Source organism: Glaciimonas sp. CA11.2 (genome assembly GCF_034314045.1).
Classification (GTDB): Bacteria; Pseudomonadota; Gammaproteobacteria; order Burkholderiales; family Burkholderiaceae_D; genus Glaciimonas.
The window spans coordinates 4,565,396-4,589,000 of record NZ_JAVIWL010000001.1 but is presented as its reverse complement, the minus strand read 5'-3'; the positions used below and the strand labels follow the sequence as shown (position 1 = coordinate 4,589,000).

Genomic DNA, 23,605 nt, shown 5'->3' with positions numbered 1-23,605 from the left:
CAGTGTTTTTTTTTGCGATGGGTTCCTAGTCCAAATTGTTATGGCCTTTTTTGTCTTTTAATGGCGATATTTTTTAAGTGGAGTTGGTGTGAGGCGAATCGTTCTCGGCGTGCAATATGATGGCACTCCTTGGCAGGGGTGGCAAACGCAACCTAGCGGCAAGACCGTTCAGGATCGGTTAGAGCTTGCCTTGCAAAAATTCACGCAGGGTAAAGTTTCGACCATTTGCGCTGGGCGTACTGATTCAGGTGTTCATGCGCTTGAACAGGTGGTGCATTTTGATACCCCATTGGCGCGAGACGCATCGTCTTGGGTACGTGGATTGAATGCTTTTTTACCGCCATCCATCGCGGTACGTTGGGCTTGCGAAGTACCGCATGCTGAAGTAACCGACCACGTTGATGGTGACCAACAATTTCATGCACGCTTTAGCGCAACTGCGCGTACTTATCATTACTTACTTTACAACCATCCAATTCGATCGCCCTTGTTGGTGAATAAGGTGGGGTGGGCTTTTCGCCCACTTGATCTGGCGTTAATGCAGGCGGCCGCAGAGCACTTTGTTGGCACGCACGACTTTTCAGCTTTTCGAGCCATCGAATGCCAGGCACGTTCTCCTGTTCGTACTATGCATGAGGTAAATATTGCCCGCAGTGGTGATCTGGTTGTCTTCACCCTACGCGCAAATGCATTTTTGCATCATATGGTGCGTAATATGATCGGCTCATTAATTTTCGTTGGCATCGGAAAACAGTCCCCTGAATGGATAGCGGACTTACTTTTACAGCAAGATCGGAGTCGGGCCGCGCCAACGTTTATGCCGGACGGCTTATATTTGGCGAAAGTTGAATACGACCAAAAATGGAAACTACCGCAGCAACAAAGTAAAATATTACCTTGGTTATAATCCGTATATAGTCAAAACAGATCAATATTTATGGCCAATATTGACGTTATTTGCGGAGGTTCGTCATTGGAGCTCAGAGTGAATAAAGTGGATGCCTAAAGCACTCCTTTGCTAAGTTTTGTGTGAATCTCTGCGAAATAGATGATTCGTATCTATTTTTACTCATATTATTACCTCTATAAACATGATCCAGCGTACCCGAATCAAAATTTGCGGTTTGACACGTGAGCAAGATGTTGCGGCAGCGGTTTCTGCTGGCGCGGATGCTATAGGCTTTGTTTTTTATGCAAAAAGTCCACGTTTTGTTTCGCCTCAACGAGCAGCGCAACTAATTGCTACATTGCCACCGTTCGTTACTGCGGTAGGATTATTCGTCAATGCGACGGCCGATGAGGTCGCTGCGACAGTTGATGTGGCCCCGTTGTCTTTGTTGCAATTTCATGGTGACGAATCGGTTTTGCAATGCAATGAAGCAGCTAAACGTGTCAATCGCCCTTTTTTGCGCGCAATGCGTGTAGGTGCTGCAACAGTCGCCAGCGATTTGATAGAGTACAATCGTACATATCGATCTGATGGTCGGCTATTTGCCGGTTTGTTGCTCGATACCTTGGTAGATGGTTATGGTGGTAGCGGAAAGGTTTTTGATTGGTCTCTCATCCCAAAAGAACTCGCGCCTCAGGTCGTTTTAAGTGGTGGCTTGAGCGTACAAAACGCGACTGACGCGGTGGTACGTGTTCGTCCTTTTGCGGTCGATATCAGCAGTGGTGTCGAACAAGAAAAGGGCGTAAAGGATCCCGCAAAGATCCGTGCTTTTATCGAAGCCGTACGTCAAGCAGATACAGTGCCTGAGTAAGTTTTGTTCGCAATCCACTGAACCGCGCGAATTCTGCGGTGCATGGTGCGGCGAGTCCTATTATCTTTAGTGCATTGTGGGTGCTATATTTGCCAGCAGTATTAACTGCAGATTGTTGGCTACGGTTTAAGACGAGATCTATTGATAGTGCTCAGTATTTTTTGCGCACTTTGAGGTGACTAAATGCCCTCAATAAAAGTCAATCAGCAGTCAATCAGCCATTTTCAGAAAGAAAAAGATGAAAGAATTAAATCCGCTTGAGCACTTTGCTGAGCGCCAACCACCCGCCACCGCGACCTTACAGCAAGCTGCACATTACAATTTGCCTGATGCAAGGGGTCACTTTGGTATGTATGGCGGCAGCTTTGTGTCAGAAACCTTGACACTTGCCCTCAAAGAATTGACGGAAGCTTATGCGCACTACCAGTATCAACCGGAATTTGTTGCTGAATATGAAAGTGAACTGAAACATTTCGTTGGTCGCCCAAGTCCGATATATCACGCTAAACGCTGGTCTGAGCAAATGGGCGGTGCACAAATTTATTTCAAGCGCGAAGACTTGAACCATACAGGCGCCCACAAAATTAACAATGTGATCGGACAAGCATTGCTGGCCAAGCGCATGGGTAAACCTCGCGTGATCGCGGAAACCGGTGCGGGACAGCATGGTGTCGCAACAGCTACGATCTGTGCCCGTTTTGGCTTGGAATGTGTGGTTTATATGGGTAGTGAAGACATCAAGCGTCAAAAACAAAATGTCTACCGAATGAATCTGCTAGGTGCCACAGTCGTGCCTGTTGAATCAGGATCAAAGACATTGAAAGATGCGCTCAATGAAGCGATGCGAGATTGGGTGACGAATGTTGAGGATACGTTCTATATCATCGGCACTGTTGCAGGACCACATCCTTATCCGATGATGGTTCGTGATTTTCAGTCTGTCATTGGTGAAGAGTGCCTGATACAGATGCCGGAAATGATCGGTCGCCAACCGGATTATGTGGTCGCGTGCGTCGGCGGCGGTTCAAATGCAATGGGTATTTTCTATCCTTATATAGACCATCATGACGTCCGTTTGATCGGTGTTGAAGCGGCGGGTGAAGGATTGGCAAGCCGCAAGCACTCAGCCTCATTGACTGCTGGTTCACCCGGTGTTTTGCATGGCAACCGAACATATTTGCTCCAAGATGCGAACGGTCAAGTTATTGAAACGCATTCGGTTTCTGCCGGCCTGGACTATCCGGGCGTTGGTCCTGAGCACGCATGGTTGAAGGACTGTGGTCGTGCGACCTATGAGACGATCACTGACGATGAGGCGCTTGATGCATTTCACACCTGTTGCCTTATTGAGGGAATTATTCCCGCTCTGGAATCCAGTCATGCGTTAGCCTACGCTGCCAAACTTGCAGCGACTTTGCCGAGAGATAAAATTATTTTGGCAAACTTGTCTGGTCGTGGTGACAAGGATATGCATACTGTGGCTGAGCGGTTGAAGTCGGCATAGCGTTAATACAAAATCGCCACCATGGGGAAACCCGTTGGTGGCGATACGCTCTGATCTACATGATCATGATTTGCCGAACGCAGACTGAATGTATTTCGATGGATAGATTTTAAGCGATTTATCTCAAACAACTTGTTAGGCCGAGCTTGTTCTGCTTAATTTAATCAATAGCTCACGAAAATTTTTCTAAGACAACCATGTCACGAATCCAGACTACGTTGGCCGCACTGGCCGCAAATAACAAAAAGGGTCTGATCCCGTTTATCACCGCTGGTGATCCAGATCCAGAGTTGACCGTACCATTGATGCACGCTCTGGTCGCTGGCGGTGCCGACATTCTTGAGTTGGGTGTCCCATTTTCTGATCCAATGGCCGAAGGCCCTGTTATCCAGCGGGCATGCGAACGCGCGCTTAAATTCAATGTCAGCCTGCATGACGTGTTAGGGTATGTACGGGTTTTTCGGCAGACCAATACCCATACGCCAGTCGTGTTGATGGGATACGCTAATCCCCTCGAACGGATGGGCGTGGATGTTTTTATTAGTGCTGCAAAAGAAGCGGGCATTGATGGCACCATCGTTGTCGATTATCCACCCGAGGAGTGTGAAGAGTTTGCGCATAAGATGCGCCTCAATGGCATGGATCCTATCTTCCTGCTCGCGCCGACTTCTACTGAAGAGCGGATCAAGCAGGTTGCCGAAGTTGGCGGTGGTTTCGCGTATTGCGTATCGCTTAAGGGCGTGACGGGTTCGGCTAATATCGATATCGCTGAAGTCACGAAGCGCATCGAAGCAATTCGCAAGCACGTTAAGTTGCCTATTGGTGTCGGTTTTGGTATTCGCGATGCAGCTACCGCTAAAGCAGTGGCGCAAGTAGCGGATGCAGTTGTCATCGGAAGTCGCATTATTCAGGAACTTGAAAATACCCCGCGTGAGCATGCTGTTGCAGCGGTGCAAACATTTATCAGCGGTATTCGGAAAGCTTTGGACGAATAATTTCCGTCGTACTCGCGCAGGCCTGGTTAATGGCGTTAACAAAAATTTGCTAAATTGGCATTTAATCTTCAATCACTAAGTTTGTGTAGAAACAGCGATTTACTATCGCTGTTTTTTGGTTGAAGGTACAATTCGGCAAGTAAAAAATATGAAGGAGGTCGCTCTATGAGTTGGCTTGAAAAACTACTCCCGCCCCGTATCCAGCGCAGTGACTCGGCAACCCGCAAATCGATCCCGGAAGGACTGTGGGTTAAATGCCCTTCCTGTGAAGCGGTGTTATACCGGACTGACCTGGAATCCAACATTCATGTCTGCCCAAAGTGCAGCCATCATTTGCGTATTCGCGCGCGTGACCGTCTGGATGCGCTTCTGGATGCTGGTGGACGCTATGAAATTGGCCAGGAAACATTGCCTATTGATACGCTTAAATTTAAAGATAGTAAAAAATATCCGGATCGCCTCAAAGCGGCGATGGAAGCTACCGGTGAAACCGACGCACTTATCGTGTTGGGTGGCGCTATTATGACGTTGCCTGTTGTGGTCGCCTGTTTTGAGTTTGAGTTTATGGGTGGCTCAATGGGCTCTGTTGTCGGTGAGCGGTTTGTTCGCGGTGCACAAGCTGCGCTTGAGCAAAAAGTACCGTTTATCTGCATTACAGCGACCGGTGGAGCGCGTATGCAAGAGGGTTTGTTGTCGTTATTGCAAATGGCAAAAACGACAGCAATGCTAACTAAATTGTCGGAAAAGAAATTACCGTATATAAGCGTCTTAACTGATCCGACCATGGGTGGGGTATCTGCGTCATTTGCATTTATGGGTGATGTTGTGATCGCGGAGCCGAAAGCGTTAATTGGTTTTGCTGGTCCACGCGTGATCGAAAATACTGTGCGCGAAAAACTGCCTGAAGGATTTCAGCGGTCTGAGTTTCTAGTCACTAAAGGCGCAGTCGATATGATCGTCGATCGACGCAAGATGCGCGAAGAGATCGCGCGTTTGCTAGCCTTATTGCAGAATCAACCAGCCGAAACGCTCGCTTGATGTGTTTTTTTTGATCTGAGCTGATGATCGACATTTGGTTACAGAAATTGCCTGATTGATATTACTCAAAATCTGATAGCCCGAATCGCTTTCTGTTCGGGCTATTGTTTTGTTAAATGACTAATTTATGCCTACATCGTTAACTTCTCCACTCGCAGCAAGCCATCCCACCACGTTAGACGATTGGCTTGAACTGCTCGAGTCGCGCCACTTTAAAACCATTGATATGGGCTTGGATCGTGTCAAGCTCGTAAAAGAACGACTCAACCTCAGGTTTTCTTGTCCTGTCATCATGGTCGCTGGAACCAACGGAAAAGGCTCAACATGTGCGATGTTGGAGTCAATGCTATTACGCGCTGGCTACAAAGTAGGGCTGTACATCAAGCCACATTTCTTGAAATTCAATGAACGCGCGCAGTTAAACGGCGAGTCAGCCTCTGACGATGTGCTGATTGCCAGTTTTGAAGCTGTTGAAGCGCAACGTGGAGATGTTTCGCTAACGTATTTTGAATTTACGACCCTTGCCATTATGCATTTGCTTGCCTCTGCCGATCTAGAGGTGGTGATATTGGAAGTTGGTCTGGGCGGGCGTCTGGATGCTGTCAATGTGATTGATGCAGATATCGCCATTGTGACCAGCATTGATATCGATCACACTGATTACCTTGGTGATACCCGGGAAAAAATAGGTTTTGAGAAGGCGGGTATTTTCCGGGCTGGAAAAACCGCTATTTGTAGTGATCCAGTGCCGCCTCAATCACTTATTGACCATGCCATTGCAATCGGCGCTGATCTTTGGTTACTGGGTCGTGATTTTAACTACACTGGGGATAAGCAGCAGTGGAACTATGGTGGACGCACCCAGCGTCGCAACTCTCTAGGCTATCCAAGCCTTCGCGGTGCCAATCAATTGTTGAATGCATCCGCAGCATTAGCAGCATTGGAGGCTTTACGTTACCAATTACCAGTTAGTGCCCAAGAGGTGCGAACCGGACTTGTGACTGTGGAGTTGCCGGCGCGTTTTCAAGTGATGCCAGGACAACCACTCGTGGTATTAGACGTGGCACACAATCCTCACGCAGCCGCTACATTGGGTCAGAATCTAGAGAACATGGGCTTTCATCCTTACACCTTTGGCATATTTGGTGTGATGCTCGATAAGGATATCCAAGGTATCGTTTCCCAGTTAAAAAGCAGAATTGATCATTGGTGTGTCACTGATTTGCCGTTACCGCGTGCCGCGACAGCAGAGCAAATTCGGCAATGCTTGCAAGATGCTGGAGTCGAAGCGCAAGAAGGGCCAAAAGCAGAATCTACCATTCAAAATTTCAGTACTCCCGCAGAAGCCTATGCAAATGCACTGAGTAGAGCAGGCGAGAATGATAGAATTGTGGTTTTCGGATCTTTCCTGACAGTTGCTGATGTAATGAAGGCAAGGAAATCCGGATTTCACTGACAATATGCGCTGCAACGTGTGGTGCAAACTCAGTCCATATTTTAGTATTGCTTTTTAAAATTAAATAGATATCGCATGGGTTTGTTCTCTTTCTTCCGTAAAAATAAACAACAGCCTAGCTCTGAGCAGAGCGCCTATCATTCGCGCGCTGAAGATGACACCAGTGCCATCCGTGCAAGTAGGAAACGCAAAATTTCCAGTAATCAGAGCAATGATCCGGCCGATCCGGTTCTGCCGGAAAAAAAACGTGCGCGACGTCGTTTAGTTGGTGCAGTAGCTTTAGTGTTGGCGGTAGTCATTGTGTTGCCGATGGTATTGGATTCCGAACCGAAACCGCTAGCCGACGATATTTCGATCCAGATTCCTTCACGCGACAAACCTGCGGCAGTAGTCGCAGCGGATGCTCCGGCAAATCGTGCTACGACTTCATCCAAATCATCTGCTTCGTCTGGTATGACCGGTACGATCGGCGGGCTGGATAAGCAGGAGGAAATTATTGATCCAGCGAGTACACCTGCAAGCGCGCCGATTTCTGCTTTAAGTCAACCGCAAGTTTCGGACAAGGGTGCCATTACGAGTGTATCGCCTGTGATGCCGTCTTTGCCTTCAGCCGATAACGCTGACGTCGCGCCAGTAGCGCCAGTAACTTCAGAGGCTAAGCCTGAAGCAAAAATTGTCGCCAAGCCTAAAGTAGAAACCAAGCCAAAAGTTGAAGCAAAGGATGAGCGAAAGTCACGTCCGGAACCTAAACTAGACGCAAGGGCAGAGGATCACCCTACAATAAACGAATCACAGGACGATTCTGCGCGTGCGGCAGCGATTTTAAACGGCGGCAACGCGGCTCCTTCAGCCGAAAAGAAACAGGGCAAATTTGTGATTCAAGTAGCGGCCTTAGCGTCGCAAGAAAAAGTAGATGAGTTGCAAGGAAAGTTAACCGATGCAGGCATTCGGTCTTACACGCAAAAGGTCAAGACCGCTGCCGGAGAGCGAATCAGGATCCGGGTTGGGCCATTTTCCAGCAAAGAAGAGGCCGAAAAGGCGCGTGCAAAGTTAGTGCCGTTGGGATTGTCAGGCAGCTTGTTACCAGCTTGAATTTGATGCAAAGCAACCTCATATAGGCTGCTCTGTGAGAGTGACCTGAAATCCGTTTGCGAGAATGATGTTGGTGCGATTGATCGCCCCGTTGATCGACACAGATGAGGGTTGCAATTGATTGACCAGAAAGGTACCGCAAAATGCCCGATATATTTACGGGCTAACGATCTTTGAACCGGTTTAGAGGCAGCGTGACGATTTTTGATTATCTGATATTGTTCGTCCTGATTTGTTCAGTACTCATTAGCACTTTACGTGGATTGGTTAAAGAAATCCTGTCTCTTGCAAGTTGGGCAATTGCCCTCTTCGTTGCCAACGCATATGGCGAAAGTCTGGCAGCATTACTACCCGAGGTCATTCCTGGTACGGTGACGCGCTTGATTGTTGCCTTTATAGCCTTGTTTATAGGCGTCAGATTTCTCATGATGCTGTTAAGCATGGCATTGGATGGCGTGATCCATGCGAGTGGTCTTAGCATTGCAGATCGCAGTTTAGGTGGCCTGTTTGGCCTGGTCAAAGGTTTGGTAATCATATTGGCAGTAGTATTGGTCTGCGGCACCACGGCGATTCCGAAACAATTATTTTGGCGGGACGCTATATTTAGCCCGTATGCCGAAAAGACTGCGATGACTGCTTTACCGTTTTTGCCTGTCGCATTTGCGCAGCACGTAAAATTTTAAACACCAATTTTGAATTTGTAATTTGTATTATTTGTATTATTTGCATAGCTTGTATTGCTTCCTCGAAATGTTTTGTTTAGGAGTCCACCATGTGTGGCATAGTCGGCATCGCCTCTCACAACCCCGCCAATCAATTGATTTACGATGCATTGCTGCTGTTGCAGCATCGTGGTCAGGATGCAGCGGGAATCGCAACTAATCACGGTAACGGATTTTTTATGCACAAGGCCAACGGCCTCGTGCGGGATGTTTTCCGGACCAGAAACATGCGGTCTTTGCCAGGTAATTTCGGCATCGGTCAAGTGCGCTATCCAACTGCTGGCAGCGCCAGCGCGGAAGAAGCGCAACCGTTTTACGTCAATGCGCCGTTTGGTATCATTTTGGCCCATAACGGCAATTTGACTAACGCTGAACAACTCAAAATTGAGATGTTCAAAAATGACCGTCGTCATATCAACACCGATTCTGACACGGAAGTTTTGCTGAACGTGCTTGCGCATGAAATACAGCAAGCGACTATCGGATACTCTCTTGACCCAGACGCGCTGTTTAAAGCCGTTGCTATTGTTCATCAACGGGTTCGTGGTTCTTATGCGGTAGTAGCCCAAATTGCCGGGCATGGCCTGTTGGCATTCCGCGATCCTTATGGCATTCGTCCATTATGTATAGGGATCAATGAGACAGAAAAAGGCACTGAATACGTCATCGCCAGCGAATCAGTCGCGCTGGAAGGCTTGGGGTTCCGCTTCTTGCGTGACGTCGTGCCGGGTGAGGCGATATTTATCGATATAGAAGGAAACTTGTACAATCAACAATGTGCAGACAATCCAACCTTAAATCCATGCGCCTTTGAGTTCGTCTATCTCGCACGTCCCGATTCGATCATTGATGGTGCATCAGTTTATGCGACCCGTCTGAAAATGGGCGAATACCTGGCCGACAAGATCAAACGCGAATTTTCCAGCGGTGATATTGATGTGGTTATGCCGATTCCTGATTCATCGCGCCCTGCGGCGATTCAACTGGCACTCAAACTGAACATTGAATACCGTGAAGGTTTCATCAAAAATAGATACATTGGACGTACCTTTTTGATGCCCGGACAAGCGATTCGCAAGAAGTCGGTGCGCCAAAAGCTCAATGCCATCGGGTCTGAATTTAAAGGCAAAACTGTGCTGTTGGTCGATGACTCTATTGTGCGCGGTACTACTAGTCGCGAAATCGTACAAATGGCACGTGATTCTGGTGCAAAGCGCGTCATTTTTGCTTCAGCAGCGCCACCGGTAAAGTTTCCAAACGTGTATGGCATTGATATGCCGACCCGTGGCGAGTTGATCGCTTATGGTCGTACAGACGAAGAAGTTTGTCGCGAAATTACTGCGGATGCTTTGGTGTATCAGGATATTGACGCACTCAAGCGGTCAATTTCAGATGTCAATCCAGCGCTGAAAAATTTCGAGGCTTCCTGTTTCGACGGTCACTACATTACTGGCGATATCTCTCGTGACTATTTGGATCATATTGAATTTGTGCGTAACAATCCAAAAGCGGAAATCGAAGATGGTGTGCGTTCCCAACTGAATCTTGCCAATTTCGACTAATACAGACAAAAAATCTGTTCGCAATGGGCGGACAGATGTTGTTTGTCCATGTTGGTGACGAGAATAAACTGGAAATGGTTGTAGATCATGACTAAAACAGAGCAAAAAAATGCCTATGGGTTTACCACTACGGTGGTTCATGGGGATCGGCAAAAAACCATAGAGCATGGTTCTTTACATAAGCCGGTACATACTTCAGTGACCTACGGCTACCAGGATGCGCGTCAGTTAGCCGAAGTTTTTCAAGGCAGAGCACAAGGTTATCGCTATGGTCGGCAGGGCAATCCTACCGTCGCTGCGTTGGAAGATAAAGTCAACTTAATGGAAGGTGGTTTCGCCACCATCTGTTTCGCCACTGGCATGGCGGCGATTGGCGCTGTTGCGCAAAGCTTGCTGCGTGCGGGTGATCATGTGGTATCGACGGCATTTTTGTTCGGCAATACTGCTAGCGTATGGCAAACGATTCAAGGGCAGGGCATTGATGTTTCGATGGTTGACGTCACCGCTGTTGCGCAGGTTGAAGCCGCGCTGACCGCTAATACGCGCCTGGTGTTCGTTGAAACAGTCGCCAATCCACGTACCCAGATTGCAGATTTAAAGCTCATCGGCGAGCTATGCCGTGCTCGGGGGATTCTGTTTGTCGTTGATAACACGATGACTTCGCCGTACCTGTTTCAGCCAAAGATCGTTGGAGCGAGTCTGGTGGTTAACTCGTTGACCAAATCGATCGGTGGTCATGGTAACGCTTTAGGTGGCGCATTAACTGACACTGGTTTATTCGACTGGAGTCAATATCCGAACATACTGGCCAGCTATAAAAAACTCCCCCCGGCGCAGTGGGGAATGGCGCAAGTCAGGGCAAAGAGTTTACGTGATTTCGGTGCTGCAATTGGTCCGGAAGCAGCCCATCACATCGCCGTCGGTGCGGAAACCATGGCACTGCGAATGGACCGCAGTAGCGCGAACGCACTAGCCGTGGCCCAAATGTTGGAGGCCGATCCACGGGTTGCAGTGGTGCATTATCCAGGCTTGAAATCTCACCCGCAACATGCCCTTGCAAGTGAATTGTTTCGCTCCTTTGGTTACTTGCTTAGCTTTGAGTTGAAGCCTGAGATTGATTGTTTTGAATATCTGAATCGTATGAAATTGGGTATTTCTGCGACACATTTAGGTGATAATCGCACCTTGGTGTTGCCTGTTGCGCATACAATTTTTTATGAAATGGGCCCTGAAGCACGTGCGCGGATGGGAATTTCAGAGTCGTTGATTCGGGTATCGATTGGGATTGAAGATACGGAAGATTTAGTGGCTGATTTTAAGCAGGCATTGGATCACTAATCGTCTTTTCACTATTTATGCTGAAAACTGTCTTCATGCTATGAGGCTGAAAGCCACAAGACCAATAAGGTTTCGTGGCTTTTTTTATGGATGAATCTTTGCCGTTTGCCTTGATAATTTTCGCAATCAGCGTGCACTCTTTTTGATCATTGGAAGCGGTGACTAAATCGTCGTGCGGTCCAACCACTTTGGCACATTGGTTGGAACAAATGCCTTAAAACGCGCCAACAATGCAGCGCCATCAGGTGCATTGATGAGCATGTCTGCCTGTTCTGCTTTAAGAAAGCGTTGGGATACCATATGCTGAATAAATGCGATGAGGCCATCGTAAAAGCCGGTTACATTTAACAGACCGATCGGTTTTTGATGAAAGCCTAGTTGCGCCCAAGTAAAGACCTCAAATAATTCTTCCAGCGTACCAATTCCGCCCGGCATCGCGATAAAACCATCGGATAACTCTGCCATCATCGCCTTGCGTTCGTGCATGTCTTTGACAATGTGTAGTTTTGTCAGGCCTGTGTGTCCAAGTTCTTTCTCCATCAAGGCCATTGGAATGACGCCGGTGGCAACGCCTCCAAGCCGTATTACTTCGTCAGCGATGACGCCCATCAATCCCACGTTGCCACCGCCATATACCAACGCAATATTGTCATCGACCATTTGTTGCGCAAGCGAACGCGCTGCTTGTGCGTAAAGAGGAGATGATCCCGGTGAAGAGCCGCAATAAATGCAAAGTGATTTAATCCGAAGTGATGTCATTTTTTGATCGTTAGTAAAAGAGAGACTATTTTTTTATTAAGAAGGTGGGGGAACGTCACCATTTTCCTTCAAATATTTCGCGGTGAGCTCTTCAAATTGCTGAAGGGTTTCACCACGCAAATACGGATGCATTAAAGACAGAACCTGATAACAACCGCTGGCGAGTGCTTTTTCGACAACCGCTTGCTCGGTATATTTACGTGGATTCAATACATATTGATAGGACAACCAGTAACTGGCGGTGACGACCATGTTGGTCGAGAGAGTATCGATTTCAATAGCGTTGACTGCGAGGGTGTTCTCTTGCTGTAAGCCTTGGCAAAGTTGTTTTACTACCTTAATTTTATGGCCGAAGATCACTTTGAACTGGAGTTCTAAAGTGCGGTTACGTGACAATAAATCGCTTAGATCACGATAAAAAAATCGATAGCGCCAAATCAGTTCGAACATTAAATGGAGATACTTCCAGACGTTCTGCATGGTCGGCCTACCGCCTGGCGGTACGGTCAGCATACGACTCATTTCTTCCTCGAACGTCACGAAAATCGAATTGACGATGTCGTCTTTATTGCGGAAGTGATAGTACAAATTTCCTGGCGAAATTTTCATCTCGTCGGCAATGATAGTGGTCGTGATATTGGGTTCACCGAATTCGTTGAAAAGCCGTAACGACAGTTCCAGAATTTTTTCCCTTGTACGGCGTGGCACCTTTTGTTCCATGATTTTTCTTTCCGAAAATTTCTATACCAGGTGAACAACACAACTCTGCATATAAGCTGTTAAAGATTGTATAGTGTTTCCGTTAAGCTACTTAAACAGAAAGTAAAATCATGTTTATATAGGCTTTTTTTGTGTTCTTTTAGCTATTTATGTGATGTTTCGTTGTTGTGAAACAATGATTCCCGACATAGCCTATTTTCCTAAATTATCCAGTAAGTCAGAAAGTCTACATTTGATGCATTTTAGGACACGTTTGACGACATATTTTATGTTAATCAGAAAAGCGGCAGACGCCCCGGTAGATGTGTAATATAAATGCTCTATCGGATTCTAAAGGCTTTGATTGATTGACCTTGTTATAGATCATTTGGCTTTAATCAGGCGTCAATTGACCATGATCTTCAACGGGTTAGTTCGTAAGAGCTATATTAAAAATCCTGCTTATGATAATTTGAGCGTTAATCATGGGCCAAACTTGCTGACGGTTAGTTCGTCCACGCGTCACAAACTTACACCTTTTTAACAAACTCTGATTTTAGACTCATGGCACCAAAACCATCAATTTTGCAGTCGATGTCATGGTCGCTATCGACCAGGCGAATATTCTTTACTTTGGTTCCCATCTTGAGTGTTCCACCGGAGCCTTTTAGTTTTAAATCCTTGATGATGCTCACCGTGTCACCGTCTTGTAAAATATTTCCTGCCGAGTCACGGTAGACTTTGTCATTCTCTTCTATCGACTCCGCGTTGGCATTTGCCGGCCATTCATGTGCACATTCCGGACAGATGTAAAGCGCACCATCCTCGTAGGTAAATTCGGAATTGCATTTTGGGCATACTGGTAAAGTCATCATGATCTTGTCTGTCCGGAAACGGCTATAGATATAAAAGGATCTTAGTATACTGCGTGCCGCTGATAAACATGGCGAGCGATTGGTGCGATTGGATATGGACGAACTCAGAATAGTGCCTTGCAATAATCGCTATTAACCAATAGTTTACCTAATAAGACTACTCAAGGATCCTTAAATCATGCAAAACAAAACTGTCACATTGGCATTGCAGGGAGGAGGATCGCACGGGGCCTTCACATGGGGAGTATTGGATCGACTGCTTGAAGATGGAAGGGTCGAAATTGAGGGCGTCAGCGGTGCCAGTGCGGGGGCTATGAATGCGGTCGTGATGAGTCATGGTTTCGCTGTTGGAGGTCGGGATGGTGCGCGTCAGGCTTTATCCGACTTTTGGGATAGTGTCAGCACTAACGACCTTTTCACCTTCATGCCGCATCATGCGTTAAGCGACAGAGCAATTGCCCGACAAGCGTCCTCGACTGCCGTCATGAAGGGCTTTTTTTCAATGATGCGGTTATTTTCCCCGTATCAATTTAATCCTTTTGATCTTAATCCACTTCGCGACATTCTGGTAAAGCAGATTGATTTTGATCGACTGCGTTCGCATGGAACGATCAAACTGTTTGTAGCCGCGACACAAGTCAGCTCCGGCACATTAAAAATATTTCGCAATCACGACCTCAGTCTGGACGCATTGTTGGCGTCTGCTTGCCTGCCGTCCATGCATCATGCGATAAAGATCGATGGTGAAGCATATTGGGATGGTGGGCTTACCGCTAATCCGCCTATTTTTCCGTTACTGCATCTATGCACCTCGCCAGATATTATGGTCGTTTTGTTGCATCCTTTCCGACGTCCCAAAACGCCAACCACCTCCGATGAAATCGGGCAGAGGCTGACGGAAATCAGTTTTAGTTCCGCCTTTTTTACTGAATTAGGTGGTATTGCGCTTGCCAGACGCAATATTGAGGATGATCCGGAGGCCAGCGGTAAACTTGAGCAGCGTCTCAAAAATCTCAATATGCATTTAATCGATGCAGACGATTTGATGAGCCATTTAAGTGTCTCCAGCAAACTCAACATAAAGGCATCTTTTATCAACGCATTGCGCGATGCTGGTCGTCAACAAGCAGGTATCTGGCTGGCGGGAAAATTTGATGATCTGGGTCGACGTTCTTCCTTTGATATTGATCAATTTCTTCCATGAGCACCAATCGAAGTAGCCATTATTACTAGCTCAGTTTAAGTAGTTGTGAATAAGTCTATAATTCAACAGCACATCCATCCATCAAACATACGATTAAAGTAGCAGGAATCAAACAATGACTCAACCATGAAGACTTCCCAATCGGATTTCATTCACATTCGCGGCCTTCGTTATCACATTCGGCGATGGGGATCACCCGATGCACCGTTGTTATTTATGTTGCATGGCTGGATGGATGTCTCAGCATCTTTTCAATTTGTCGTTGATCAACTTGCGCAAGATTGGCAAGTCATCGCACCCGACTGGCGCGGCTTTGGTCTAACCCAATACGGGCCGGCCGATGTGTATTGGTTTCCAGATTATCTGGCGGACCTTGACGCTATTTTGCTGCATTATGCGGGAGATGAACCGGTCAACTTGCTCGGTCATAGCATGGGTGGAAACGTCGCAGGACTATATGCTGGCGTGCGACCACAGCGGATTCGTAAATTAATTAATCTGGAGGGATTCGGTCTTGGCGTAACGCAGCCAGAACAGGCACCTCTGCGTTACGCTAACTGGCTTGATGCGTTACAGCTCAAGCCCACCATGCAGACTTACCCCACGCAGGCGGCAGTTGCTGCGCGTTTAAAAAAGAATAATCCACGGCTAACGAATGCGCGTGCCGATTTTCTTTCTGGTTATTGGGCCTCTGAGACCAGTCCTGGGAAATGGGAAATTGCAGGCGATCCGGCTCACAGGCTTGTGAATCCAGTATTACCGAAAGTCGAAGAGTTACTGGCTTGTTGGCGGCGCATCACCGCACCGGTGTTGTGTGTGGAGGCCGCAGAGACGGCTATTTGGCAGTCTTGGGGTGGCAAGGAAGCGATACGCGCAGAAATTGACCGGCGCATGGCGTGCATTAATGACGTTCGCTTTGTCTCAATCGCCGATGCGGGACATATGATGCATCACGATCAGCCCCAATTGCTGGCCGCGACGATCGAGGAATTTTTGGCTGAGCCAATAGCGCTTCCTATGCTCGTTGCATCTGAATGAATCCTGATCGCTCGGATGCATCGAGAGCGCGTGATAAGTATCGGAATGTCTATCCCTCACAAAATCACGCGAATGCTAAAGATCATCCATCATGAAGGTTTGTCGTCGCCACGCATAAAAACCGTGGTGTCATTGATCCGATCAATCCGACCCGCTGCCATTTCCGCCAGCATATGAGACGACGAAATAGCGAGGCGCAACAAGTGTTCGGTGTCCATAATATCCAGCGTTGGCATCGTCCCGTTGTCTCGATCAGTGTTACTGAAGTGGGCCAGATCAATACATGTTTTTATACCTTGGCAAACATCGACCGTCAGGGCATAAAATTGTGCATGTCGATCACCGCGATGTTGAGGAAGCAACCAGGAAAATGATTTATGAAATGCTTCGATTTCAGAAGTCGGCGATTGTGGAGGATTGGTTTGCTTGTTCATGATTTTGGCTCGAATACACCAACGAACGCTACTAATGCGTTAGACAGATTAGTTTGGCCTTCGAAGGTTTGGAAGCGGGGAGGTTTGGACGTGATCGTGCTTCGCATTATTTTTTCCTTGTACGGTTACACCGCGCCCGCGACTAAACGGGTGGGCGGCAAATGGCGGGGTTAGTCGACCAGCGTACAAGGTTACCGGCATACCCGAAGGTATCCCCACCACCACCGCCCATTGAGGACAAGCGAAGGAAGAGCCACACTTAAGAAGCGGCATTGAGCCGTTCGTGCGCCTTGTACATGTCGAGCGACTAAACCCGTTCCCCTTTTTATTGGGGACGGGAAGAGTATAAATCAAGCTAGTCCGGTTTGTGAAGATTTGATCGCCAAATCGATAAACGCCGACATCAATATGTCCCAAATAGGACTTACGCAAACTGTTCCCAGCGGGGTTGTGCTTTCCTAGCCGTGTTGGCGCGTACTGTCTTCGTCGGCACGCCTTGCTTGGAACAGTTTGCGTAAGTCATATTATTGTGCAGCCGCAGCAAAGGGGGCGTATCGCGCGTACAATCATAGATTGATAGCGACTTTTGAACTGTTTCTTAATGCTGAATGTAGATCTCCATTGTCACTCGAATATTTCCGACGGAATGTTAACGCCGACGGCGGTGGCTGCGCGTGCCAAAGCTAACGGCGTTGACGTCTGGGCCTTAACCGATCACGATGAGGTGAGTGGGATAGCCGAAGCGCGGGCCGCCGCGCGCGTGCTCAATCTGCAGTTTGTGACAGGCGTCGAAATTTCGATTACGTGGGCCGGTCACACGATTCATATCGTTGGGCTAAAAATCGACGAAACCAATCAGGCGCTGCTCGACGGTCTGGCCGCAACGCGTGGTGGACGTGAGCGGCGTGCGCGTGACATGGCTGCTCAATTAGCGGCAATCGGTATTCCGTATGCATTTGAGGGAGCACTGAAGCATGTGGGCAATCCGGATTTGATTTCCCGGACCCATTTTGCGCGCTATCTGGTGGAAATTGGACGTTGCGCCGATACCCACGAAGTCTTTCGCAATTATTTGACTGAAGGTAAACCAGGTTACGTGCCGCATCGTTGGGCTAGTCTGGCGCAGGCGGTTAACTGGATTCGCGGTGCCGGCGGCATTGCAATCGTCGCCCATCCGGGGCGCTATCATCTGAGTGATGTCGCATTTGGTGCGTTCTTCGATGAATTTAAGCAATTGGGTGGTACGGCGATAGAGGTTAACACCGGAAGTCACTCGCCAGATCAATATGTTGAATATGCAAAAGTGGCCGCGACCTACGGTTTTCTAGCATCACGCGGGTCAGATTTTCATAGTCCTGGCGAATCCCGTGTCGATCTTGGCGCCTTGCCGCCATTGCCTGATAATGTGATACCGGTCTGGCACGATTGGGCTTTACAAGAACAAAATTAAACGGGCCCGCGTCTTGCCTAACGGATTACCCATTCAATTCGTCAGACAAGAACCGATATTTCTGCGAGAGTGCAAACATGTTTCGGCCGCGTTTAGGCCGATTCCCCATAAAATTTTCTGGCAAAATCGCGTATTTGGGGAAAACTAAGGCTGGAGTGTTAAAAATAGAGAACGTTGTTATAAGGTCGTTGTCAAAGCGCCGTACCTTGAAATTAGTAATAACAGTCTCATTTATGTTACATCCATCACTTAGGAGTCCTGCGCATGAAACGTATTTTCCTGTTCCTCGCCACAAATATTGCAGTAATGCTGGTGTTGAGCGTCGTCCTATCGTTGCTGGGCGTGGACCGTTTTCTGACGCGCAGTGGCCTCGATATACCAAAATTAATGGTATTTTCGCTGATAGTTGGCTTCGCAGGTTCAATTTTTTCGCTATTGATCAGCAAGTGGATGGCGAAACGCTCTACCGGTGCGCACGTGATTGTTTCGCCGTCCAACTCTACCGAGGTCTGGTTGGTCGACACGGTCGGCAAGTTGGCACAACGCGCAGGGATCGGTATGCCGGAGGTCGCAGTATTCCAAGGCGAGCCTAACGCATTTGCGACTGGGGCTTTTAAAAACTCTGCATTGGTGGCGGTTTCGACCGGCCTGCTTGAAAGCATGACGAAAGAAGAAGTTGAGGCGGTGCTTGGGCATGAAATCGCGCACATTGCGAACGGTGACATGGTGACGATGACACTCATCCAAGGCGTTTTGAACACTTTCGTCGTGTTTTTGTCCCGTGTCATTGGTTACGCGGTTGATCGCGCCATGTCACGTGGTAACAATGATGGTCCCGGTATTGGTTACATGATCTCCGTGATCGTTACGCAAGTGGTGTTGGGAATTGGTGCTTCAATGATCGTAGCCTGGTTCTCGCGCCACAGGGAGTTTCGGGCTGATGCCGGTTCGGCTAAATTAATGGGCAGTAGTCTGCCAATGCAACACGCACTGGCTCGTCTCGGTGGCGGCCAGGCAGCTTCGTTGCCGGAATCGATGGCAGCGATGGGTATTAACGACAAGCCTGGATTTATGGCGCTATTTTCAAGCCATCCACCGATCGAACAACGGATTGCAGCGTTACGTAATCCTCACGTTACAGCACTGTAATCATTCAAAATAGGGTGTAAAACCACCGTTGAAGGGATGTAGCAGGGCGGCGGTAGTCTATTGACTATCGCCGTTTTTATATTTAGAGAGTTAGAACTATGAGCCAGTTTTTTCACATTCATCCCGATAACCCCCAACTTCGGTTGATTAAACAAGCGGTCCAAATTATTCAATCCGGCGGAATCGTTGCGTTGCCAACCGACTGCTGTTATGCCTTGGTGTGTCAGTTGGATAATAAAGATGCGGTCGAGCGATTGCGCCGGATTCGCGGCGTGGATGACAAACACCACTTGACGCTGTTATGTAAAGATCTGAGCGAAATTTCGGAATATGCCAAGATTGATAATCGGCAATTTCGTCTTTTAAAAAGTGGCACGCCCGGGCCTTATACTTTTATTTTGGGCGCATCAAAGGAAGTGCCACGCCGGTTGAGCCATCCATCACGCAAAACGATCGGCTTGCGTGTGCCTGAAAATGTGGTCGTGCAAGCTTTATTGGAAGAGTTAGGTCAGCCATTAATTGGTACTACGCTGATTCTGCCGGGTAGCGGATTGCCGTTGACTGAAGCCGATGAGATTCGCGATCAACTGGAGAAACAGGTGGAATTGGTTGTCGATAGTGGCGCGTGTAGTTTTGAGCCAACTACGGTGATTGATTTGACCGCAGATGAGCCAATGCTAATTCGTCAGGGACGCGGCGATATCCAGATGTTTGGCTTATAGTCATGCCAAAATACAATTAATTCGTGTTACTCTTTTTTAGCGAATGATTTTAACTGGTCATTTGTTCCGAATTTGCCGGGCTTTTGGGCCTCTCTGTTAAACTTCTGCTAATGAATGAACTAATTCAAACTATTGCCGTACTAGCGTTACCCATGCTTTTCGCCATTACCTTGCACGAAGCGGCACATGCTTATGCAGCGAAGTATTTTGGTGATTCCACAGCTTACATGTTGGGTCGCATGAGTCTCAATCCTGTCAAGCACATTGATCCTTTTGGCACTGTACTGATTCCGTTGTTAATGTATTTTTCCACTGGTGGCGCATTCCTCTTTGGCTATGCAAAACCTGTACCGGTCAATTTTGGTCAGTTGCGCAAACCTAAACGTGACATGGCATGGGTGGCCTTGGCCGGGCCAGCCGCAAATTTGGTAATGGCACTCGGTTGGATGTTGTTATGGATCGGGTTGGCTGCCTCTGGATCGGAAGCCAAGGATTTCTTTGTAATGATGGCACAAGCCGGTATCCGGATAAATCTGGTGTTATTTGCGCTTAATTTGTTTCCGCTGCCGCCGTTGGATGGCGGTCGTATTCTGTTTAGTTTGTTGCCGCATACATACGCGTTTAAACTTGCCAAGATTGAGCCATATGGTTTCTTTATCGTATTAGCTTTGTTATTGATCAAGTTACCGCAATTTGGCGATCAACCTACTTTGTACGTCGTGTGGATTACGCCATTGATGCATATCGCGTCGACTGTTCTACAATGGATCGTGACACCGCTACTGATGCTGTTGCGTTGACACAGCATTCCCCTTTCATCTTGCTACTCTGACATCTCACATTAACTATGTATCCTGATCGCGTTGTATCTGGCATGCGCCCCACTGGCGCATTGCATCTTGGCCATTATCACGGCGCTTTGAAAAACTGGGTTCGGTTGCAATCCGAACTGCCTTGTTTGTTTTTTGTCGCTGACTGGCACGCGCTGACCACTCACTATGACGATCCAAGCCAGATCGAAACAAGCACGTGGGATATGTTGATTGATTGGCTTGCTGCGGGTGTTGATCCCTCACAATCGACATTGTTTATTCAGTCGAAAGTGCCGGAGCACGCCGAGTTGCATTTACTGCTATCAATGGCGACGCCACTTGGGTGGTTGGAACGTGTTCCGACTTATAAGGATCAGCAAGAAAAGCTCGCTGATCGCGATCTGGCTACCTACGGTTTTCTTGGTTACCCGTTGTTGCAAGCAGCTGACGTGCTGATTTATCGTGCCACGCAAGTGCCGGTCGGTGACGATCAGGTCCCCCACATCGAAATGATGCGAGAGATCGCCCGTCGCTTCAATCATCTATATGGCAAAGAAAAAGGCTTTGAAGAAAAAGCGCAAGATGCCGTCAAAAAATTAGGTAGCAAACGCGCCAAGTTATACAACGAACTGCGCGTTGATTTTCAGCAGAAGGGGAGCGAAGAGGCTCTCGAGCAAGCCAAAGCGATGCTGGACGATGCGCAAAATCTGTCAATGATTGATCGTGAACGTCTATTTGGATTTCTGGAAGGAAGTCGCAAATTGATTCTTTCCGAGCCTCAAGCGCTGTTGACGGATGCGTCTCGCTTGCCAGGCCTGGATGGCCAAAAAATGTCGAAAAGCTATGGCAACTCGATCGCCTTGCGCGATGACAAAGACGTCGTTACCAAGAAGGTGCGCACGATGCCAACTGATCCGGCACGCGTGCGACGCACTGATCCGGGTGAGCCGGCCAAGTGCCCTGTTTGGCAGTTTCATTTGGTGTATTCCGATACTGCCACGCAGGAGTGGGCGGCAAAAGGCTGTCGCTCGGCTGGCATTGGTTGTCTGGAGTGCAAGCAACCGGTGATTGATGCCATCGTCCGCGAGCAAGAGCCTATGCACGAGCGAGCGCAACAGTATCTGGATGATCCTTCGCTGGTGCGCGCCATTGTTGCCGATGGCGCAGATCATGCCCGCAAATTGGCGCAAGATACGATGCGCGACGTGCGTGAGGCGATGGGTTTGAGCTACAGTTGATTGATAGTCTCCTTATTTGTCTAATCATGTATGGGTGCCTGACACGATGATTGTTAAACCGATGACGATCACAGCGTTGCCTGTATCCAGCTGGGTTAGTCGTTTTGCGTCAGCCATTCCAGCCGGACAGGTTCTCGATTTGGCTTGCGGTGAAGGGCGCCACAGTCTATTTTTGGCGACGTCGGGCAAGGATATGTTGGCGGTTGATCGTAATCCGAACCTGCTCGCCGGTATTGCGGCAACACAAATTGCCACATACCAGATTGATTTAGAAACTGGCGACGACGATGCGCTTGCCGAATTGTTTCAACCGGCGCGGTTCTCTGGTGTGGTGGTGACGAACTATTTATATCGACCGCTAGTTGCCTTAATGCTTGATAGCATTGCCAATCAAGGCATCTTGTTATACGAGACCTTTGCTGAAGGTAATCAACAGTTTGGCAGACCCAGTAACCCCGATTTTTTGCTGGAACATGGAGAATTGTTGCGGTGGTTGGAGGCTGATAGCGAGAATGTCTGGCATGTTGTCGCGTTTGAGGAAGGTTTTGTTGAGCGACCTAAGCCAGCCATGATTCAGCGGATTTTCGCGATAAAAGGAACTGCTAGTTCCGTTAGCGGTCTACGGCTAGATTAAAATATTATCTGAGCCAAGCTTGTTTTTTGATTCTGTATTTTCAATAATTTCAAAGATAGATTTTAAGCGTTAAATTACTTAGGTATCAATTTAGTAATTTAATTTGTTATTTGATTTGAATTGCAGGTGGAATTTCCCCATATTGGCGGCGATCCGCTACAATCAGGTTTTTATCTCTTTCGTATTGACTATCATGATCCAAGGTAGCATCGTTGCAATCATCACTCCCATGCATTCGGACGGCAGCCTTGATTTGCCAGGTTTACGTAATCTGATAGATTGGCACATCGCCGAAGGTACTGACGCCATTGTTATCGTCGGCACTTCAGGTGAATCGCCAACGCTCCCGGAAGCAGAGCATTGTGAATTAATCAAAGTTGCAGTGGAGCATGCTGCAAAACGTATTCCGATCATTGCTGGCACTGGTGGCAACTCTACCGCTGAGGCAATCAATTTGACGCGCTATGCCAAAGAGGTTGGTGCAGATGCCTCTTTGCAAGTTGTGCCTTATTACAATAAGCCGACGCAAGAAGGCATGTATCAGCATTTTAAGAAAATTGCGGAATCTGTTGATCTGCCGGTCATTCTGTATAACGTACCAGGCCGTACGGTAGCGGATATGAGCAATGAAACGATTTTGCGTCTGGCGCAAATTCCCGGCATCATCGGGGTTAAAGATGCGACTGGTAATATTGCACGTGTTACTGATTTACTGCGTTTGGCACCGGCAGATTTTGCCGTATATTCCGGCGATGATGCGACCGCGATGGCACTTATGTTCTGCGGTGGCAAAGGTAATATTTCAGTCACTGCTAACGTCGCGCCTCGGGATATGCATTTGTTGTGTGTCGCAGCGATCAAAGGTGACGTAGCTGAAGCCATTCGGATAAATAATAAGTTGCTGCCGTTGCACGTTCAATTATTTATTGAGCCAAATCCGATTGCGGCTAAATGGGCATTGTGCGAAATGGGAATGATCCCTTCAGGAATACGTTTGCCTCTGGTGCCGTTGTCACCGGAATTTCACGCACCTGTCCGAGCAGCATTGCGCGAATCAGGTGTATTAAAATAAGCTGCGCTGACAGGCGTTTTCTCTAGAATTTTTCTCGTTCCATTCATTCTGT

Annotated in this window: 23 protein-coding genes; 19 read left to right on the top strand and 4 right to left on the bottom strand. The window is 47.9% G+C overall.

The genetic code is table 11. The features are described from left to right. Positions 1-88 precede the first annotated feature (88 nt). The 10 genes from truA (at position 89) to RGU75_RS19945 (ending at position 11,467) form a co-directional block, all read left to right on the top strand. On the top strand, positions 89-907 hold the full coding sequence (gene truA, locus RGU75_RS19990) for a tRNA pseudouridine(38-40) synthase TruA (RefSeq protein ID WP_322238983.1): 819 nt from the start codon (positions 89-91) through the stop codon (positions 905-907). A gap of 184 nt (positions 908-1,091) precedes the next feature. Then, a complete protein-coding gene (locus RGU75_RS19985) occupies positions 1,092-1,760 on the top strand; it encodes a phosphoribosylanthranilate isomerase (protein WP_322238981.1) in 669 nt (222 codons plus the stop codon). 238 nt (positions 1,761-1,998) lie between these two features. Beyond that, positions 1,999-3,264 carry a tryptophan synthase subunit beta gene (gene trpB / locus RGU75_RS19980; RefSeq protein WP_322238979.1) on the top strand — a complete coding sequence of 422 codons (1,266 nt, stop codon included), beginning with the start codon at positions 1,999-2,001 and terminating at the stop codon, positions 3,262-3,264. A gap of 197 nt (positions 3,265-3,461) precedes the next feature. Next, on the top strand, positions 3,462-4,259 hold the full coding sequence (trpA, locus tag RGU75_RS19975; protein WP_322238977.1) for a tryptophan synthase subunit alpha: 798 nt from the start codon (positions 3,462-3,464) through the stop codon (positions 4,257-4,259). A 165-nt stretch (positions 4,260-4,424) separates the two neighbouring features. Beyond that, on the top strand, positions 4,425-5,297 hold the full coding sequence (gene accD / locus RGU75_RS19970; RefSeq protein ID WP_322238975.1) for an acetyl-CoA carboxylase, carboxyltransferase subunit beta: 873 nt from the start codon (positions 4,425-4,427) through the stop codon (positions 5,295-5,297). Positions 5,298-5,424: 127 nt separating this feature from the next. Continuing rightward, positions 5,425-6,753 (top strand): bifunctional tetrahydrofolate synthase/dihydrofolate synthase, encoded by a 1,329-nt coding sequence (folC, locus tag RGU75_RS19965; protein WP_322238973.1) that lies wholly within the window; start codon positions 5,425-5,427, stop codon positions 6,751-6,753. A 75-nt stretch (positions 6,754-6,828) separates the two neighbouring features. Beyond that, on the top strand, positions 6,829-7,845 hold the full coding sequence (locus RGU75_RS19960; protein WP_322238971.1) for an SPOR domain-containing protein: 1,017 nt from the start codon (positions 6,829-6,831) through the stop codon (positions 7,843-7,845). 194 nt (positions 7,846-8,039) lie between these two features. Further along, a complete protein-coding gene (locus RGU75_RS19955; protein ID WP_322238968.1) occupies positions 8,040-8,528 on the top strand; it encodes a CvpA family protein in 489 nt (162 codons plus the stop codon). Between the two features lie 89 nt (positions 8,529-8,617). Next, positions 8,618-10,129 (top strand): amidophosphoribosyltransferase, encoded by a 1,512-nt coding sequence (gene purF, locus RGU75_RS19950; RefSeq protein WP_322238967.1) that lies wholly within the window; start codon positions 8,618-8,620, stop codon positions 10,127-10,129. Positions 10,130-10,216: 87 nt separating this feature from the next. Next, a complete protein-coding gene (locus RGU75_RS19945) occupies positions 10,217-11,467 on the top strand; it encodes a cystathionine gamma-synthase family protein (RefSeq protein WP_322238965.1) in 1,251 nt (416 codons plus the stop codon). A 162-nt stretch (positions 11,468-11,629) separates the two neighbouring features. Here the strand turns inward: RGU75_RS19945 and RGU75_RS19940 are convergent, their stop codons facing one another. From RGU75_RS19940 to RGU75_RS19930, 3 genes are all read right to left on the bottom strand, one after another. Then, positions 11,630-12,211: a TIGR00730 family Rossman fold protein gene (locus tag RGU75_RS19940; protein ID WP_322240677.1), complete on the bottom strand. Its 582-nt coding sequence runs from the start codon at positions 12,209-12,211 to the stop codon at positions 11,630-11,632. Positions 12,212-12,262: 51 nt separating this feature from the next. Continuing rightward, positions 12,263-12,946, bottom strand: coding sequence for a TetR/AcrR family transcriptional regulator (locus tag RGU75_RS19935; RefSeq protein WP_322238963.1), 684 nt, complete (start codon positions 12,944-12,946; stop codon positions 12,263-12,265). Between the two features lie 509 nt (positions 12,947-13,455). After that, positions 13,456-13,800, bottom strand: a complete 345-nt coding sequence (locus tag RGU75_RS19930) for a zinc ribbon domain-containing protein YjdM (RefSeq protein WP_322238961.1) — start codon at positions 13,798-13,800, stop codon at positions 13,456-13,458. A 178-nt stretch (positions 13,801-13,978) separates the two neighbouring features. On the opposite strand from RGU75_RS19930, the gene RGU75_RS19925 reads away from it, so the two are divergent. Both RGU75_RS19925 and RGU75_RS19920 read left to right on the top strand, forming a co-directional pair. Then, positions 13,979-15,004, top strand: coding sequence for a patatin-like phospholipase family protein (locus RGU75_RS19925; RefSeq protein WP_322238959.1), 1,026 nt, complete (start codon positions 13,979-13,981; stop codon positions 15,002-15,004). Positions 15,005-15,130: 126 nt separating this feature from the next. Next, positions 15,131-16,042 (top strand): alpha/beta hydrolase, encoded by a 912-nt coding sequence (locus RGU75_RS19920; protein ID WP_322238957.1) that lies wholly within the window; start codon positions 15,131-15,133, stop codon positions 16,040-16,042. An 89-nt stretch (positions 16,043-16,131) separates the two neighbouring features. On the opposite strand, the gene RGU75_RS19915 is transcribed toward RGU75_RS19920, so the two are convergent. Further along, on the bottom strand, positions 16,132-16,476 hold the full coding sequence (locus tag RGU75_RS19915; RefSeq protein ID WP_322238955.1) for a hypothetical protein: 345 nt from the start codon (positions 16,474-16,476) through the stop codon (positions 16,132-16,134). A 601-nt stretch (positions 16,477-17,077) separates the two neighbouring features. Here RGU75_RS19915 and RGU75_RS19910 point away from each other — a divergent pair. From RGU75_RS19910 to dapA, 7 genes are all read left to right on the top strand, one after another. Continuing rightward, entirely contained in the window at positions 17,078-17,926 is an 849-nt protein-coding gene (locus RGU75_RS19910; RefSeq protein ID WP_322238954.1) for a 3',5'-nucleoside bisphosphate phosphatase, read from the top strand. A 264-nt stretch (positions 17,927-18,190) separates the two neighbouring features. Continuing rightward, a complete protein-coding gene (gene htpX, locus RGU75_RS19905) occupies positions 18,191-19,075 on the top strand; it encodes a protease HtpX (RefSeq protein WP_322238952.1) in 885 nt (294 codons plus the stop codon). Positions 19,076-19,173: 98 nt separating this feature from the next. Beyond that, a complete protein-coding gene (locus tag RGU75_RS19900; protein WP_322238950.1) occupies positions 19,174-19,797 on the top strand; it encodes an L-threonylcarbamoyladenylate synthase in 624 nt (207 codons plus the stop codon). Positions 19,798-19,907: 110 nt separating this feature from the next. Beyond that, a complete protein-coding gene (locus RGU75_RS19895; protein WP_322238948.1) occupies positions 19,908-20,597 on the top strand; it encodes a site-2 protease family protein in 690 nt (229 codons plus the stop codon). Between the two features lie 47 nt (positions 20,598-20,644). Then, positions 20,645-21,847 (top strand): tryptophan--tRNA ligase, encoded by a 1,203-nt coding sequence (locus tag RGU75_RS19890; RefSeq protein ID WP_322238946.1) that lies wholly within the window; start codon positions 20,645-20,647, stop codon positions 21,845-21,847. Between the two features lie 16 nt (positions 21,848-21,863). Then, positions 21,864-22,481 (top strand): class I SAM-dependent methyltransferase, encoded by a 618-nt coding sequence (locus RGU75_RS19885; RefSeq protein ID WP_322238945.1) that lies wholly within the window; start codon positions 21,864-21,866, stop codon positions 22,479-22,481. A 193-nt stretch (positions 22,482-22,674) separates the two neighbouring features. Next, entirely contained in the window at positions 22,675-23,553 is an 879-nt protein-coding gene (gene dapA / locus RGU75_RS19880) for a 4-hydroxy-tetrahydrodipicolinate synthase (protein ID WP_322238943.1), read from the top strand. Positions 23,554-23,605 lie beyond the last annotated feature (52 nt).